General features: G+C 63.7%; 13 protein-coding genes. 10 read left to right on the top strand and 3 right to left on the bottom strand.

The features are described 5' to 3' along the window. Window positions 1-5: 5 nt before the first annotated feature. Window positions 6-605 carry a GtrA family protein gene (locus ATN37_RS12895; protein ID WP_007731156.1) on the bottom strand — a complete coding sequence of 200 codons (600 nt, stop codon included), beginning with the start codon at window positions 603-605 and terminating at the stop codon, window positions 6-8. Window positions 606-796: 191 nt separating this feature from the next. On the opposite strand from ATN37_RS12895, the gene ATN37_RS12890 reads away from it, so the two are divergent. The 7 genes from ATN37_RS12890 to ATN37_RS12860 all read left to right on the top strand — a co-directional run bounded on the left by ATN37_RS12890 (window position 797) and on the right by ATN37_RS12860 (window position 8,207). Further along, a complete protein-coding gene (locus ATN37_RS12890; RefSeq protein ID WP_256933273.1) occupies window positions 797-1,996 on the top strand; it encodes a 5-(carboxyamino)imidazole ribonucleotide synthase in 1,200 nt (399 codons plus the stop codon). Further along, window positions 1,980-2,492: a 5-(carboxyamino)imidazole ribonucleotide mutase gene (gene purE / locus ATN37_RS12885; protein WP_039973205.1), complete on the top strand. Its 513-nt coding sequence runs from the start codon at window positions 1,980-1,982 to the stop codon at window positions 2,490-2,492. Before ATN37_RS12890 ends, purE begins: the two co-directional genes overlap by 17 nt. 7 nt (window positions 2,493-2,499) lie before the next feature. Beyond that, window positions 2,500-2,877, top strand: coding sequence for a hypothetical protein (locus ATN37_RS12880; RefSeq protein WP_075832837.1), 378 nt, complete (start codon window positions 2,500-2,502; stop codon window positions 2,875-2,877). Between the two features lie 35 nt (window positions 2,878-2,912). Continuing rightward, window positions 2,913-4,100 (top strand): sensor histidine kinase, encoded by a 1,188-nt coding sequence (locus tag ATN37_RS12875; RefSeq protein ID WP_075832839.1) that lies wholly within the window; start codon window positions 2,913-2,915, stop codon window positions 4,098-4,100. Between the two features lie 35 nt (window positions 4,101-4,135). Beyond that, the gene (locus ATN37_RS12870; RefSeq protein WP_218695216.1) at window positions 4,136-4,828 is read left to right on the top strand and encodes a response regulator transcription factor; all 693 of its coding nucleotides are present in this window, start codon (window positions 4,136-4,138) and stop codon (window positions 4,826-4,828) included. Window positions 4,829-4,962: 134 nt separating this feature from the next. Continuing rightward, the gene (locus ATN37_RS12865) at window positions 4,963-5,760 is read left to right on the top strand and encodes an ABC transporter ATP-binding protein (protein WP_042450120.1); all 798 of its coding nucleotides are present in this window, start codon (window positions 4,963-4,965) and stop codon (window positions 5,758-5,760) included. Next, window positions 5,757-8,207: an ABC transporter permease gene (locus ATN37_RS12860; protein WP_218695215.1), complete on the top strand. Its 2,451-nt coding sequence runs from the start codon at window positions 5,757-5,759 to the stop codon at window positions 8,205-8,207. The genes ATN37_RS12865 and ATN37_RS12860 overlap by 4 nt, the downstream gene beginning before the upstream one ends. Before the next feature lie 3 nt (window positions 8,208-8,210). Here ATN37_RS12860 and ATN37_RS12855 read toward each other — a convergent pair whose 3' ends face one another. After that, entirely contained in the window at window positions 8,211-8,924 is a 714-nt protein-coding gene (locus ATN37_RS12855) for a TIGR03089 family protein (protein WP_003940786.1), read from the bottom strand. A 38-nt stretch (window positions 8,925-8,962) separates the two neighbouring features. Continuing rightward, window positions 8,963-10,447 (bottom strand): LCP family protein, encoded by a 1,485-nt coding sequence (locus ATN37_RS12850; protein ID WP_037125651.1) that lies wholly within the window; start codon window positions 10,445-10,447, stop codon window positions 8,963-8,965. A gap of 114 nt (window positions 10,448-10,561) precedes the next feature. On the opposite strand from ATN37_RS12850, the gene rfbD reads away from it, so the two are divergent. The 3 genes from rfbD to ATN37_RS12835 are packed head-to-tail and all read left to right on the top strand — an operon-like array spanning window position 10,562 to window position 13,438. Continuing rightward, window positions 10,562-11,401: a dTDP-4-dehydrorhamnose reductase gene (gene rfbD / locus ATN37_RS12845; protein ID WP_125050594.1), complete on the top strand. Its 840-nt coding sequence runs from the start codon at window positions 10,562-10,564 to the stop codon at window positions 11,399-11,401. Between the two features lie 43 nt (window positions 11,402-11,444). Then, on the top strand, window positions 11,445-12,359 hold the full coding sequence (locus ATN37_RS12840; RefSeq protein WP_003940999.1) for a glycosyltransferase family 2 protein: 915 nt from the start codon (window positions 11,445-11,447) through the stop codon (window positions 12,357-12,359). After that, window positions 12,356-13,438: a sugar phosphate nucleotidyltransferase gene (locus tag ATN37_RS12835; RefSeq protein WP_037125580.1), complete on the top strand. Its 1,083-nt coding sequence runs from the start codon at window positions 12,356-12,358 to the stop codon at window positions 13,436-13,438. The genes ATN37_RS12840 and ATN37_RS12835 overlap by 4 nt, the downstream gene beginning before the upstream one ends. The last annotated feature ends 12 nt before the right edge of the window (window positions 13,439-13,450 follow it).

Below are 13,450 nucleotides of genomic sequence, written 5' to 3'. Positions count from 1 at the left end.
AAAACTCAGGAGTGCCCGAGCTCCTCTTCGGCATCAGGAATTACCGGGTCAGGCGCCGTGGTTTCGGATAACGCTGTGGTTTCGGACAATCCTGTGGTGTCGGACAGCTCGAGCGGTTCCGGATTCTCGTCGGGAAACACGAACTTGCGGAAGGCCCAGAATCGGAACGCCATCTGCAGCAGGTTGCCGATGACATATGCACTGATGAAGTCGGCGATGTTCTCCGTCGCCAGGCTGACTTCGGGTACGCGCAGGTTGAAGACGTAACTGGAGATGTACAGCGGGATGAAGCTGATGACGACACCGATAGCGCTGATGATGAAGAACAGCGCAGCTTCGTGCGCTGGTTCACGGCCACCACGGTTCTTGAACGACCACTCGCGGTTGAGAATGTACGACGCGATCACCGCGACGACGCCGGCGATGATCTTGGCCGTGATCGGCTTGGATTCGAGGATCGACAGCTTGAGTGTGTAGAAGATGCCCGAGTCGATGAGGAAGGTCGTTCCGCCGACGATCGCGAATTTGATCAGCTCGCTGTGACGCAGAGCGATGTCACGAAACGGTTGGGGTATGCGGGCAATGACCCCGTCGACAAATGGCACAACAGATGAGTTTACGAAACGAAACCGCGTTACCACCAATTTGCCGCGGATTCATCAGCAGAATCACAGATTGGGAACGCTGAATGAACGGGCGAACGCGGCACATGACAACATAGAGAGCCGTGACCGGCAACAACGATCCCGCGCAGATCCCCGCCCGCCCGACCACCCCTCGACCGGCAAAAGCATCCATGCCCGTCGTCACCATGATCGGTGGCGGACAGTTGGCCAGGATGACTCACCAGGCGGCGGTGGCCCTGGGCCAGACGCTCCGAGTGCTCTCCGGGACTTCGGACGAGCCGGCAGCTCAGGTCAGCCCCGACGTCGTGCTCGGCAGCCACACCGACCTCGATGCTCTCCGCCGTGCAGCGGTCGGTTCCAATGCACTGACCTTCGACCACGAGCACGTGCCGACCGAGCACCTCGAGGTTCTTGTTGCCGAAGGCGTGAACGTTCAGCCGCCGCCGCAGGCTCTGATCTTCGCTCAGGACAAACTGCTCATGCGTCGCAAACTTGCCGAACTGGGCGCACCCGTACCCGCGTACGCCGAAGTGACGTGGGCGGAAGACGTCGTGCGTTTCGGCTCCGAACACGGTTGGCCGCTCGTCATCAAGGCAACACGCGGAGGCTACGACGGCCGCGGCGTCTGGATCACCGACGATCAGGACGAAGCAGAAGCCATCGTCACCGAGCAGCTGAACAAGGGTGTTCCGCTGATCGTCGAGGAAATGGTCTCGATGCGTCGGGAGCTGTCCGCCATGGTGGCGCGGTCGCCGTTCGGACAGGGCGCTACGTGGCCGGTCGTGGAAACGGTTCAGCGCAACGGCCAGTGTGCCGTCGTGATCGCACCTGCCCCCGAGCTTTCGAGTGCCGTTGCCGAGGAAGCTGAACAGTTGGCGCTGCGCATCGCGTCGGAGCTCGGTGTTGTCGGCTCGATGGCCGTCGAACTCTTCGAGACGACTGACGGCACTCTCGTGGTCAACGAGCTGGCCATGCGCCCGCACAACTCCGGTCACTGGACGATGGACGGCGCACGCACCTCTCAGTTCGAACAGCATCTGCGTGCAGTTCTCGACTACCCGCTCGGCGACACCTCGCCGATCGCGCCGGTCACCGTGATGGCCAACGTTCTCGGTGCGCCGGAAGCTCCCGAGATGACGATGGACGAGCGCGTCCATCACCTGTTCGCGCGGATGCCTGACGCGAAGATCCACCTGTACGGCAAGGGTGAGCGCAAGGATCGCAAGATCGGACACGTCAACATCGTGGGCGGCGCCGGATCCATCGACGATCCGAATTACGTTGCCGCAGTTCGGGAACGCGCCGAGCGTGCAGCACATTGGCTTTCGTACGCAGTTTGGACCGACGGATGGGATGTACACGGTGAGTGAGAGCGCGCAGGTCGGCCTGATCATGGGCAGCGATTCGGATTGGCCGACCATGGAAGCTGCAGCCGAAGCTTTGGCCGAGTTCGGTATCCGCTTCGAGGTCGGTGTCGTCTCGGCGCACCGCACGCCTCAGCGGATGCTCGACTACGCCAAGGAAGCTTCCGGCCGCGGAATCAAGGTCATCATCGCCGGTGCCGGTGGCGCCGCGCATCTTCCGGGCATGGTTGCCTCGGCCACGCCGTTGCCCGTCATCGGTGTTCCGGTGCCGCTCAAGTACCTCGACGGTATGGATTCGCTGCTCTCGATCGTGCAGATGCCGGCCGGCGTCCCGGTGGCGACGGTCTCGATCGGTGGCGCTCGCAACGCCGGTCTGCTGGCTGCTCGGATTCTCGGTGCTTCGGATCCCGCACTGCAGCAGCGGATGGTGGCGTTCCAGGAGAGCCTCGAGTCGATGGTGCTCGACAAGGACAAGGCGCTCCGCGAAAAACTGCTGGGCTGATCTTCTCGTGTGTGCACGACGCGGGCTGCCGCTGATCCGAGCGAGTCGGGGCAGCGCGCAGTCCGCGTTCGTCACACGCGTCGCCCTGCTGTACGCCAGGATTCTCGGCGCGGACATCCGCTTCGACGACGAGTCCGGGATCTTCGTCGCTTCCGGGCTGCTCAGCGGGTTCGCCAGAGGGGGAACAACTCTCGGTGGTGTGTATCTCACGCGGCGGAACACGACTCGATCCGTCCTTCGTCACGAGGCCGTTCATGCAGACCAATGGGCCAGGTACGGAATCATATTCGGGTTGCTGTACCTGCGTGAGGAACTGCGTCATCGCGGGCCGCGCAACCGCTTCGAAATCGAGGCCGGTCTCGAAGACGGCGGTTACCGCACCTGAGTGAAAGCTCGTCAGTAAAAGCTACTCTTGGCGGCATGGCTCGTTTTCCGACTAGTGAGCGCTTCGTCCGTTGGAGCGCGGATCATGCTCGCGGTGTGGACATCTGCATTGCGACGGTTGCCGCACTGTTCAGCGTTGTCGTGGCGGTCGAGGCGAGTCCGCTGGCGGTGTTCATCTCGCTGGGTATGACCGTTCCGTTGGCGTGGCGACGCTCGCGCCCCGAACTCTCCGGCATGGTGATCGCAGGGTTCGCAGTTCTACACGTGATCTTCATCGGCAACACACTGCTCGCATCGGCCGTTGTCGTCCCCATCTCCCTGTACGCGCTGGCCGCCTATGGTGCTCGGTGGAGTTCACTCACCGGGCTGGTGCTCGCGTTGCTCGGCTCGATTGCCGGGACTGTTCGATACTTCGGCTACGACGGAATCCCGATGTCCTCGCAGGTCATGCAGTCCGTGGCCGTCATGATCTTCATGCTCGCGGTCTGGGCGTTCGGTGATTTGCGTCGAGTTCGTACCAAACAATTGGAAGGTCTGACCGAGCGCGCACGGTTGCTCGAACTCGAGCGTGCGCAGGAAGCGGAAATCGCGACGATCAGCGAACGCTCGAGGATTGCGCGCGAGATGCACGACATCGTCGCGCATTCGTTGACCGTTGTCATCGCTCAGGCCGACGGTGGACGCTACAGCGCGGCCAAGGATCCTCAGGCTGCAATTCAGGCACTCGAAACAATTGCCTCCACCGGCCGCCAAGCGTTGACCGACATGCGATCGCTGCTGTCCGTCCTGCGTGAGGACACGCCCCGTGATTTCTCGGTGATCCCGGGCGCCGGCGACATCGACAGTCTCTTCCACGAGTTACGCAGCAGCGGACTCGACATCGCCGTCAGCGTGACCGGGGAACCACGCGAACTCTCTGCGGGTGCGGGGTTGACGGCGTATCGCATCGTGCAGGAATCGCTGACGAACGTTCTCAAACATGCGGGGCCTGGAGCACAGGCGAGCGTCGAGATGACATGGGCTGAAACCGAACTCGTTCTCGGTATCACCGACGACGGACGAGGCGGCAGCGCCGCGCTGGTCGAATCGTCACCAGGCGGACAGGGACTGATCGGAATGGCCGAGCGAGCCAAGCTGCACGGAGGCAAAGTGACCGCCGGACCGAAATCAGGCGGCGGATACAGCGTCCGGGCCGTCTTGCCGTACGAACGAACGTCTGGGTAGGTCTTGAAACGTCCGAAGGTCTTAAGGTGAGTGGCATGGACGAACACGTGGCTCCGATCGCAGTGGCACTGATCGACGATCAGCAGCTGGTCCGCGCAGGTTTTCGAATGGTCATCGACTCACAGCCGGATCTGTCGGTGGTTGTCGAGGCTTCGGACGGTCAGCAGGCGCTGACCGAGTTGGCCGCCCGTCATGTCGACGTCGTTCTGATGGATGTCCAGATGCCGAAGATGGACGGCATCGAGGCGACTCGTCGGCTCCTGGCCGACCCCGATGCGCCGAAGGTCGTGGTGCTCACCACCTTCGACAACGACGAGTACGTGATGTCGGCTATCCGGGCGGGCGCCAGTGGTTTCCTGCTCAAGGACGTGCCACCGGAGCAGTTGCTCGACGCCATCCGCACCGTGCACCGCGGGGACGCGGTGATCGAAGCCCGGGCCACTCGGCGACTGCTTCAGCACGTCGGGCCACTTCTGGAAGGCTCGGCGCCCGAAGCGCAGTTGCCCGAAGAGTTGACGCCGCGCGAGGTCGAGGTGCTCGAAGCCATGGCGTACGGGCTGTCGAATTCGGAGATCGCTGCGAAATTCCACGTCTCCGAGACGACAGTGAAAACCCATGTCGGACGGGTTCTTTCAAAGACTCATTCTCGTGATCGTGTACAGGCAGTCGTCTTCGCCTTCCAGATCGAACTTGTCCGGCGCGCAGATCTCCTCGGCACCGAGGGCTGACACGCCGCCCTGTCCAGTCCTACCCCGGGATGACACCGGGCTCTCCAAGATCGCCCCGCACTCCGACGCGGAGACCACTTGCGCTGCAATAACGTCGATTCCGTCATAGCGAGAAGCTTTACGGAGGGCAAAAAATGCATGCGCACACCACGACGGAACCAGCCGCAGTGCCGGCGATCACTGCCCGCGGTGTCACCAAGGTGTACGGCACCGGTGAGACCACGGTTCACGCGCTCGGCGGAGTCGACGTGGACTTCGGTCGCGAGCGGTTCACCGCGATCATGGGCCCGTCCGGCTCCGGAAAGTCGACGCTCATGCACTGCCTGGCCGGACTCGACACGGTCTCGGGTGGGCAGGTTTTCCTGGGCGACACCGAAGTCACGAAACTCGGCGACACGGAGCTCACCGAACTGCGACGCGAGCGGATCGGATTCGTCTTCCAAGCGTTCAACCTGCTACCGGTGCTCACTGCTCGGGAGAACATGCTGCTGCCGATGAAGCTGGCAGGTAGTGAACCCTCGCCCGAGTGGATGGACGAGGTGATCGGAAAGCTGGGCCTGTCGCAGCGCCTCGACCACCTGCCGCACGAATTGTCCGGCGGTCAGCAGCAACGCGTAGCCGTCGCCCGCGCACTACTGCCGCAGCCCGACGTGATCTTTGCCGACGAGCCTACCGGCAACCTGGATTCCCGTTCCGGGACAGAGGTTCTGGGACTCTTGCGCACCAGTGTCCGGGAGACCGGTCAGACGGTCGTGATGGTGACACACGATCCGGTGGCGGCGTCGTACGCGGATCGAGTCGTGTTGATCGCGGACGGGCGTATAGCCGGAGAGATCGACCATCCCACCGTCGACTCGGTGATCGGTGCCATGCGAGCTCTCGGTGCCGACGACCTGGCCGATGTTCCTGCAGTTTCGGGTGCACTGCGATGAGAGGTCTGGCGTTTGCGCAGGCGCGGGCACATGCCGGGCGCTATGTGGCGTCGATACTCGCGGTGGTGATCGCCGTCGGATACATCGTCGCGACTTTGACCTTGAGCTCGACTGTCGACGCGAGTGTGAGCAAATCACTTGCGACGCAATACGAAACCACAGATGTCGTCGCGTCCGGTCCAGGCGTGACAGAAGCACTGCTGAGCGCGGTGCCGGGCGTCTCGGCGGTGGCCGACGACGTGTCGACCTATGTTCGTGTCGACTCCGAGGCAAAGGGCGCGTCCTACGGGGATGCGCTCTCGATTGTCGACAATCCCGAATTGCGTTGGGAGAAGGTGTCGGAGGGATCGATTCCGGCTGGTCTGGGGCAGGTGTTGGTGAGCGCGGACTCCGGGATACCGATCGGTGCCCGAATCACAGTCACGGCACGGGATTCGACGGTCGGTGCCGCCGCACCCACCGCGGAGGTAGTCGGACTGGTCGACCTCTCCGGTTCGGCGCAACGACTGGGCGGGATCAAGATATTCACCACCGCCGAGCAGGTGAGCGCGTGGGCCGGTGACAGTGCCGAACGTGAGTTCCGTGTCGCCGGTGACGGTTCACGCTCTCAGCAAGAACTCGTGGATTCGATCTCGAGCGCGTTGCCCGCGGACTCCACCGTGCTGACCGGCGAAGAAGCCACAGACAACGCCGCAGCCGAATACATGGGCGGCACCAAGATCCTCAGCACGGTGTTGCTCGCCTTCGGCGCCATCGCCGTTGTTGTTGCCGCGCTGGTGATCGCCAATACATTTGCCGTGCTGCTCGCGGCGCGCACTCAGGAACTTGCGTTGCTGCGATGCGTCGGCGCCACGGCCAAACAGGTTCGCCGGAGCATTCGCAGTGAAGCCGCGGCGGTCGGCGTGATCGCCTCGGTGATCGGCGTCGGACTCGGTGTCGGACTTGCCTGGGCAATCGGTCGCGTAGCAACGGCCGCAGATGTGCCGGTTCCTCTTTCGTCACTGAGCGTCACCCCGGTGACCGTGCTCGTCGGTCTTGCCGTCGGCATCGTGATGACGATGCTCGCTGCATCTGCGCCCGGGAGGGCGGCAACGAGGCTCTCCCCGCTGGCAGCACTGCAGCCGATGGAGTCCAAGCCCGAGAGCGTTCAGGTATCGGTGGTGCGCCGGGTTCTCGGCGTCGTGATCCTGCTCGCGGGCATCGCGATGACCGTCCTGGGAGTGACGAATCAGCAGGTGCCGGCCGCAACCGCCGGTGGACTGTTCTCGTTCCTGGGGATCGCGGCACTGTCCGGTCGAATCGTGCCTGCACTGATCAATGCGGCCGGCGGAGTGTTGGCGAGACTGATCGGTCCGGTGGGAAGCCTGGCAGCAGGCAACGCCGGTAGGAACCCACGCCGCACCTCGGCGACGGCCACCGCATTGTTGATCGGTGTTGCCTTGACGAGCACGCTCGTCGTGGGAATCGCGACGGTCAAGGAAGCCGCACCCGCGGCGATGGACAGTCAATTCCCCGTCGACGTCATGGTGAGCAGTTCAGGTTCGGCACCGCTTCCCGCAGGGTTGGGCACAGACATCGCCGCGGTCAACGGTGTCGGCGCGGTGAGCGGTCTGGACAAGGCCGAACTGACGATCGACGGGCGCGGTTCGTTGGCCGGATTCGGCGTCGACGCTGCGCGGGTGAAAGATGTTCTGCGTACCGAGATCTCGGTACCCGCGGCCGGTCAGTTGGTGCTCTCGCCCGCTGACCTGACCGAATACAAGCTCTCGGCGGGCGATACGGCGACGGTGCGTGGGGATCGCGGCGTCGTGAACGTCAGCGTGGTCGAGGGCGTGAAAGGTCAACCAGCACTACTGGATCGAGGCGATCTCGGTGCAGCGGCCACCGCGCCGACCACCGATTCGTACTGGGTAAGGCTGGGGACGGATACTGACGAACAGGCTTTGGCCGCCACCGACCGCATCACGGAACTGGCACGCCAGGAAGCGCCGGGCAGCGATGTTCAGGGCATGACCGAGATGCGTTCAGCTCTCGATTCGATCCTCGACACCATGCTCATGGTGGTTGCCGGATTGCTGTCGGTAGCGGTGTTGATCGCTTTGATCGGCGTCGGAAACACCATGGCACTGTCCGTTCTCGAACGGCGCCGCGAATCCGGACTGCTTCGCGCACTCGGACTGACCAAGAAGGGAATTCGAGCCATGTTGATCTGGGAAGCGCTGCTCGTGGCAGGAGTCGCATCGGTGATCGGAGTGCTGTTCGGGATGGTGTTCGGTGTAGCCGGTACCGCATCGGTATTCGGGATCGAGGACGTCGCCCTCAGCGCAGTGCCGTGGGTGCAGTTGGTAGCCATCGTGTTGATCGGCGGAATCTGCGGTGTGATCGCGTCACTGCTCCCCGCTAGGCGGGCGGGGCTGGTGTCACCGGTAACAGCTCTCGCGAGCTAGCGTTCAGAACTGTTTCGTGACCTTCTCGGTGCCCACTCGGCGCGCGGTAGCTTCCGCGTCCGGGTGGGCCACCTGCACGAGTGAGGCGCCCGCGGCGAGAACTGCCAGAAGCCCGTCGATCAATTCGTCTGCCGTGTCCCACGTGCGACTGGAGAGGACACGATCCGTCGACACCAATTCGACGTTCTTCGCCGATGCCCGTGCCGCGTCGATCGTGTCCGCTACGGACCGGCCTTCGAGCGCCGAACCGGCTCCGGCGCTACGGAACTGGTCGCCGTGCACACGGATGGAGGTTGCGTAGTCGGCGACGCCGAGCGGAAGATCGCTCAAACCTTTGCCGAACGCGTCGAGGGAGAGTGCGGCTACCTCCGGTACGTCCGCAACATCGTCCAGTCGGTCGGCAGTGACAAAAGCCAGTTCGGCGTCGGCGTCGGGGGAGAGGACCACCTCACCGCCTGCCCACCACACACCCAGCAAGACGGCGACGCTCTGCCAGTGCGCGGGAAGCAGCACGGCAACTTTGCCGCCCGGCTCGAGAGCGAACTCGTCGCGGACCATATTCGCTGTCTTTGCCGCCCAGTTGGCCAGAGTGCTCGCAGACAATTCGATGCGCTCGCCGGTGGCGTCGTCGTAGTAGGTCACGCGAGGGCCGGCCGGGTCGGCAGCCAGGATCGGTCCGAGGAGGGCGTCGGTCAGGTTGTCTACAGGCGAAGGCACGTCGTCAGCTTACGCAGCCGTTCAGTTCACACAATTTTTCAGTTGACACAGCGCGGGCCGTTGGAGGCCGCGTCGATCGGCGGACCGGGAGGGGCGGGAGTGGGGCTGGTCTCGGTGGTGCTCGACGATTCAGTCGTGCTTGTCGCTCCTTCGGGCGGGGATACCGCGTCCGCGGACTGCGGGCCGCTGTAGTCCTCGGCAATGACAACCCGAACCTTGCCCGAGGACAATGACGAATCCGCCTTGACCGTCAGACCGCCGAGTGCCTCGGCCACCGCGAGTGCTGCGTCGTCGTCCGCGGACTTTGCGAACACCGTAGATTCGGTGACGTCGGAGCCGGTGTTGTTGCCGACCTGACCCTGCTTGTATCCGAGGGCACTCAACGCTTCGGAAACCCCGCTGGCCAACCCTGCGATGTCACTGGCGTTTGCGACGTCGACCGTGATCGAGGACGCATTCACCGTGGTCGGTGCCTCGGAGGTCTCCTCCGAGTCCTCGCTGTCGGCGCCGACCAATCCCGCGATGTACTTCTTGACGGCCTTGGGATCGACCTTGACGATGGACTCGCCGTAATCGGTCATGCCGTTGATGTCGAGAACGGGAATTGTCTCGAATTGCACCTTGCCGCCGGCCAGATTCTGCAACTGCTTGGCGAACTCGATGATGTCCCAATCGTCGTCGATCACGACGGAACGCTGGACAGCCGAGGTCAGCTGACTGAGCTTGCCGGGGTCACTGAGGGTTTTTGCGCTGAGTACCTTGCTGACGAGAGAAGCCATGAACACCTGCTGGCGAACGATCCGGTCCAGGTCGCCGCGAGGAAGATCGTGTCGTTGTCGCACGAAGCTCAGCGCGTCGGCACCGTCGAGTGTCTGTTTCCCGGCCGCGAAATTGGCTCCGGACATCGGCTCGTCTACCGGCGCGTTGAGGCACACGTCGACTCCGCCCACTGCGTTGGTCAGCAGGACGAATCCGAGTAGTCCGACTTCGGCGTAGTGATCGACGGTGATGCCGGTCAGATTCGCCACCGCTCCGATGAGCGCGGTCCGGCCGGCTTCCGTCGACTTCTTGTCTGCGTCGCTGTCGGACGACCCGTTGTTGACCAACTTCAGCCGTTCGGTTTCCTTGGTGGCACCGAACGCGGCGTTGATCTTCGACATACCGATACCCGGGACGTTGACGTACGCGTCGCGGGGAATCGAGATCGCGGTCGCGGAACTCCCGTCGTTGGGGACGCGGATCAAGATGATGGTGTCGGTATTGGACGCAACTTCCTCACCTGCGCGCAACGAGTCGAGCTCGCTTTGTGAGAGCGGGTTGCCGTGCGCGTCGGTTCGACTGTCCGTTCCCACCATCAGAATGTCGATTGCTCCGTCCTTGCCGCCACCGAGGCCGAGTCCGCTGGCAGTGGCAAGGCTGTTTCTCAACGAGTCCACACCCCGCCATGCGAACCCGGTGACCAGCAGTACGAGCACGGACAGCACCGCGACCGCTATGCGAGCCGGGCTCGTCTTGGTCCGAATCGGCGCAGGTCGTGGACGCGCGCGGCGCTGCGGTTGCTGGTGGGACACCCCTTCAGGTTACTGGTCCGATGCTCGGCCGCGGGTACCTCGACGCGGCGTGCCAGACTCAACCGTGTGACGAATATCCTGCTCACCGGCGCCCGAGGGCAGCTCGGAACACGTATCGATGCTCTCGCAACGTCGGCGGGTCACACTGTGACGGCCGTCGGTTCCCGCGAGCTCGACATCACCGACAGCCGCGCGGTTGACGACTTCGTCTCGCCTGGTTCGGTGCTGATCAACTGCGCTGCGTACACGGCCGTCGATGCTGCCGAGACCGACCAGGAGGCGGCGAGGGCGGTCAACGAGATCGGACCGCGGAATCTCGCGCAAGCCTGTGCGCGGGCGGGTTCGCGGTTGATCCACGTTTCGACGGACTACGTCTTTCCGGGCGATGCAAGCTCGCCATACGACGTCGATGCACCGACCGGTCCCGCGACGGTCTACGGCCGAACCAAACTGGACGGCGAGATCGCTGTTCGAGAGTCGGGGGCTGACGCGGCCGTTGTCCGCACCGCGTGGGTGTATTCCGGTGTCGGCACGGATTTTGTCGCCACGATGAGAAGGCTCGAAGCCGAACGCGAATTCGTGAACGTCGTGGACGACCAGATCGGGTCACCCACGTACAGCGTCGATCTGGCCGGCGGCATCGTCGAACTCGCGCTGCTGGACTTCGCGGGTGCGTCGACATTCCACGTGACGAACGGCGGGCAAGCAAGTTGGTACGAGTTGGCGCGAGCTGTTTTCGAGGAGATCGGAGCAGACCCTGCTCGGGTGCGCCCGTGCAGTAGTGCGGAGTTCGTACGCCCTGCCCCGCGCCCGGCATATTCGGTCTTGTCCGAGCGGGCGTGGGTTACCGCGGGAATGACGCCGCTGCGTCCGTGGCGAGAGGCTCTGCACGCCGCTCTGGCGTGAGCATTGTTCGGGACAGTGGCCGCGGACGGCTAGGCTGACCGGCGTGAGTCCCAAGCTGGCCGTGGTAACGGTGACCTACTCGCCAGGCGAGCATCTCGAGAATTTCTTGAGCACGCTCGCTGTGGCGACGACAGAAAAACCCCAGGTCATCATGGCCGACAATGGGTCGACCGATGGTGCCCCCGAGGCCGCCGATGCCAAGTACGAGCATGTCCGTCTGCTTCGAACCGGCGGAAACATCGGGTACGGGGGAGCGATAAATCGGGCTGTAGCGGAGATCGATTCGTCGATCGAATTCGTCGTGATTTCCAACCCGGACGTCCAATGGGCACCCGGTTCACTCGACGAATTGGTGGCTGCGGCAAATCGGTGGCCAAGGGCCGGTGCACTGGGGCCGAAGGTCCTCGAACCGGACGGCAGTGTCTATCCGTCGGCGCGAACGGTGCCCGACATCACCTCGGGCGTCGGGCACGCGTTGCTCGGTACCGTATGGCCGAAGAACCCGTGGACTGCTCGTTACCGTCAGGAGAACGAGGCCGTCACCGAGCGTGCAGTGGGGTGGCTTTCCGGGTCGTGCCTGCTGGTGCGACGCGACGCCTTCGACACCATCTCCGGTTTCGACTCTCGTTACTTCATGTACATGGAGGACGTGGACTTCGGTGACCGCCTCGGAAAAGCCGGGTGGCTCAACGTATTCGTCCCCTCGGCCGTCGTCACCCATGCCAAAGGCCATGCGGCAGGACGTCATCCGGAACTGATGTTGCCTGCCCATCATCGCAGTGCGTACCAGTTCCAGGCTGATCGCCATCCGCACTGGTGGCAGGCTCCGCTACGACTTGCCTTGCGCGGTGGCCTCGCGGTGCGATCCAAGATCGCCGTAGCTTCTGCAGTTCGCGAGCGCGCTCGCACCGACAACTCGACCGACAACCCATCAGTTTCGAACCACGGGGGAAAATGATGTCCGATCCGAATCCGACCGACGCCGTAATCCTGGTAGGCGGCAAAGGCACTCGGCTGCGTCCGCTGACGCTGTCGGCACCCAAGCCGATGCTTCCGACCGCCGGCCTGCCGTTCCTGACGCACCTGCTCGCCCGCATCGAGGCAGCCGGAATCAAGCACGTCGTGCTCGGAACGTCCTTCAAGGCAGAGGTATTCGAGGACTACTTCGGCGACGGCTCCAAGATGGGCCTCGAGATCGACTACGTCTTCGAGACCGAACCGCTGGGCACCGGTGGCGGAATCCGCAACGTTCTGCCGAAGTTGCGCGGTGACAACGTCATGGTGTTCAACGGCGACGTGCTCGGTGGCACCGATCTGAACGGCATTCTCGAGACCCACGAGAAGACGGACGCCGACGTGACCCTGCATCTGGTTCGTGTGGGAGACCCGCGAGCATTCGGTTGTGTTCCGACCGACGAGGACGGACGAGTCTCGGCATTCCTGGAGAAGACTCAGGATCCGCCGACGGATCAGATCAACGCCGGCTGCTACGTCTTCAAGCGCGAGATCATCGAACAGATCCCCGAAGGACGACCGGTATCGGTCGAGCGCGAGGTGTTCCCGAATCTGCTGGCCGAGGGCAAGCGGGTGTTCGGCCACGTCGACTCGTCGTACTGGCGTGACATGGGAACCCCCGAGGACTTCGTTCGCGGTTCCGCCGACCTGGTGCGAGGTATCGCACCTTCGCCGGCTCTCGAAGGTCCGCGCGGCGAGTCGCTGGTTCACCCCGGGGCCGGAATCGCGCCGGGCGCTGTTCTGATCGGCGGCACGGTTGTCGGTCGAGGCGCAGAAGTTGGTGCAGGCGCTCGCCTCGACGGTGCAATTCTCTTCGACGGCGCCGTTGTGGAAGCCGGGGCGGTGGTCGAACGATCGATCCTCGGATTCGGCGTCCGTATCGGACCCCGAGCGCTGGTCCGCGACGCTGTCATCGGAGACGGCGCGGACATCGGTGCGCGGTGTGAATTGTTGCGCGGCGCACGCGTGTGGCCGGGGGTGACGCTGCCGGACGGTGGCGTGCGCTTCAGCACAGATGTGTGATCGTTAGCTGAC

Origin of the sequence: Rhodococcus sp. MH15, from assembly GCF_019266045.1 — a bacterium.
GTDB classification, from domain to species: Bacteria; Actinomycetota; Actinomycetes; order Mycobacteriales; family Mycobacteriaceae; genus Rhodococcus_F; species Rhodococcus_F qingshengii.
Note: the sequence above shows the minus strand (reverse complement) of the source record. Positions and strands in the feature narration are given on the sequence as shown.

What these genes read in the sequence shown, in the direction of transcription:
- purE (WP_039973205.1), top strand. Translation starts at nt 1,980, where the DNA reads ATGTACACGGTGAGTGAGAGCGCGCAGGTCGGCCTGATCATGGGCAGC.
- ATN37_RS12870 (WP_218695216.1), top strand. Translation starts at nt 4,136, where the DNA reads ATGGACGAACACGTGGCTCCGATCGCAGTGGCACTGATCGACGATCAG.
- ATN37_RS12875 (WP_075832839.1), top strand. Translation starts at nt 2,913, where the DNA reads ATGGCTCGTTTTCCGACTAGTGAGCGCTTCGTCCGTTGGAGCGCGGAT.
- ATN37_RS12890 (WP_256933273.1), top strand. Translation starts at nt 797, where the DNA reads ATGCCCGTCGTCACCATGATCGGTGGCGGACAGTTGGCCAGGATGACT.
- ATN37_RS12860 (WP_218695215.1), top strand. Translation starts at nt 5,757, where the DNA reads ATGAGAGGTCTGGCGTTTGCGCAGGCGCGGGCACATGCCGGGCGCTAT.
- ATN37_RS12835 (WP_037125580.1), top strand. Translation starts at nt 12,356, where the DNA reads ATGATGTCCGATCCGAATCCGACCGACGCCGTAATCCTGGTAGGCGGC.
- ATN37_RS12865 (WP_042450120.1), top strand. Translation starts at nt 4,963, where the DNA reads ATGCATGCGCACACCACGACGGAACCAGCCGCAGTGCCGGCGATCACT.